Annotated in this window: 2 protein-coding genes; both read left to right on the top strand. The window is 58.6% G+C overall.

Annotated features, from left to right (window positions below):
- Positions 1-38 precede the first annotated feature (38 nt).
- A complete protein-coding gene (locus G5358_RS20745) occupies positions 39-827 on the top strand; it encodes an ATP-dependent zinc protease (RefSeq protein WP_040067873.1) in 789 nt (262 codons plus the stop codon).
- A 3-nt stretch (positions 828-830) separates the two neighbouring features.
- The gene (locus G5358_RS20740; RefSeq protein ID WP_216953263.1) at positions 831-2,369 is read left to right on the top strand and encodes an inactive transglutaminase family protein; all 1,539 of its coding nucleotides are present in this window, start codon (positions 831-833) and stop codon (positions 2,367-2,369) included.
- Positions 2,370-2,384 lie beyond the last annotated feature (15 nt).

Below are 2,384 nucleotides of genomic sequence, written 5' to 3'. Positions count from 1 at the left end.
GGAAGTTACACTGACCCAATTCCAGGAAGCACAGTTAAATGAATGACATGAAAAGCAAATTAAAAGGAATGACCCTGCTCTCCCTGCTTAGTCTCGGCGGGTGTGTCAATATGGAAAAAGCGCCTCAGGTCCCTGCTCTGACGCTGGCCGAGCTTCGTAGCGAGCTGAGCCAGAGCGAGCAGCGCCTGCAAACATCCATGGAACAGCAACAGAAGCAGTATGTGCAGCAACAGCACCTGCTGGTTCAGCTCAACACAGATGTCACCAATATGAAAGAGTCCGTCAAGCAAGTAGACCACAAGCTCGCCACCCTCCCCTCCGAGCCGCCCAAGCCGATGGCCATCCCCACCGAGAAGTGCCCGGCCCCCAATCAGGGCCACACCATCGATGGCAAGCTGATGGTCGGTGAAGCGGAGTGGATCTGGGTTGATGCCGCCAACGACGCCTTCCAGGCGCGGGTCGATACCGGTGCGACCACCTCCTCCATCAGTGCCCAGGAGATCACCATTTTCGAACGCAATGGCAAAAACTGGGTGCGCTTCTTCCTGAGTCATCAGGATGTGGATGACAAGATCCAGATCGAAGCGCCGCTGGTACGCCATGTGCGGGTGCGTCAGGCCTCTGCCGACGATCTCGACCGCCGTCCGGTGGTCCGTCTGGCGGTACGGATTGGCGACATGACCGAGAAAGCCGAATTTACCCTGAAGGACCGCAGCGACATGACCTTCCCGGTGCTGCTGGGTCGCGAATTTTTGAAAGACATCGCCGTGGTTGATGTGGCCCGCGAATATATCCAACCCAAACCCAAGCTCAAGGATGTGAAATAATCCATGGTTTCCCGTAAGCCGTTCTATTTGCTGGTAGCCCTGCTGTACATTGTCGGCCTGGGGATGACGATCTATCACCATATCGCGTTGGATGTGCCGCTGACGCCCGGTGAAAAGCGCCAGATCTGGTCCATCGAAGCCAAGCTGGAGTTTGAGGCGACCGGTGAGCCGGTGATCGCCTCCCTGGCCATTCCGGGCACCCAGCCCGGTTTCACCCTGATGAACGAGAACGCCGCCAGCCCCGGCTACGGCCTCTCCTTTGTCGAGAAAGATGGCGATGCCCGCGCCGAGTGGTCCATCCGCACCGCCTCCGGCCGTCAGGAGCTCTACTACCGCGTCGACATGATGGCAGATGCCCATGCCAAACCGGCCGCCAATCCGCAGCCGCCTGCCATCGAGAAGCAGATCGAGAGCGAGCCCTACGCCACCGCCATGAAGCAGATCCTGGAACGTGCCCAGGAGCGCTCCGCCGACGGCTACACCCTGACTCGCGAGATCATCAAGGAGATCGAGAAGCAGGAGCAGAACGCCGAGCTGCTGAAAAAGCACAAGAGCCGTGCCAACCTGATCGCCGAGCTGCTCAACAATGCTGACGTCCCCACCCGCGTGGTGCATGCTCTGAATCTGGAAGATGGCCGCCGTCGTCAGGAGCTGGTGGATTACCTGCAGGTATTCAACAGCCCGACCGACTACAAGCTGTTCAACCCGCAAACCGGTGAACAGGGCCGTCCGGCCAACCTGCTGCTGTGGGAGTACAACTCCGGCGCCCTGCTGGATGTGACCGGTGGTCACAACTCCCGTGTCAGCTTCTCGATGATCGAGCAGGAGCAGCCGGTCAGCGTGGCGCTGGCCCAGAAGTTTGAAAAATCAGAGATGATGAACTTCTCTATCCACAGCCTGCCGCTGGAAGAGCAGACCCTGTTCAAGGGCTTGCTGCTGATCCCGATCGGCGTGCTGATGGTGGTGTTCTTGCGCGTGATTGTCGGCATCAAGACCTCCGGTACCTTTATGCCGGTGCTGATCGCCGTCGCCTTTATCCAGACCCAGCTGATCACCGGTCTGGTGGGCTTCCTGCTGATCGTCGGCACAGGTCTGGTGATCCGCTCCTATCTGTCACGGCTCAACCTGCTGCTGGTCGCCCGAATATCGGCCATCATCATCATGGTGATCTCGATGATCGGTATCTTCTCTGCCTTTGCCTTCAAGCTGGGGCTGACCGACGGTATGAAGATCACCTTCTTCCCGATGATCATCCTCTCCTGGACCATCGAGCGGATGTCCATCCTGTGGGAAGAAGAGGGCCCGAAAGAGGTGTTCCGTCAGGGCGGTGGCTCCCTGCTGGTGGCCATCATCGCCTATCTGGCCATGGACAACGAACTGATCCGTCACCTCACCTTCAACTTCCTCGGCCTGCAGCTGGTACTGATGGCGACCGTGTTGTTGATGGGTAACTACACCGGCTACAAGCTGAGCGAGCTGAAGCGCTTCAAGCCGCTGGTGGACGAGATCAAGTCTGGCGCCACCCCGGGTAAGGACAAGTAACAGATGTGGTTCTGG

The sequence above is a fragment of the Aeromonas sp. 604176 genome, from assembly GCF_049170755.1.
GTDB lineage: Bacteria > Pseudomonadota > Gammaproteobacteria > Enterobacterales > Aeromonadaceae > Aeromonas > Aeromonas veronii_A.
This window is presented reverse-complemented; position numbering and strand designations above follow the sequence as displayed.

Coding starts and splice junctions, on each gene's coding strand:
- G5358_RS20745 (WP_040067873.1), top strand. CDS start 39: ATGAATGACATGAAAAGCAAATTAAAAGGAATGACCCTGCTCTCCCTG.
- G5358_RS20740 (WP_216953263.1), top strand. CDS start 831: ATGGTTTCCCGTAAGCCGTTCTATTTGCTGGTAGCCCTGCTGTACATT.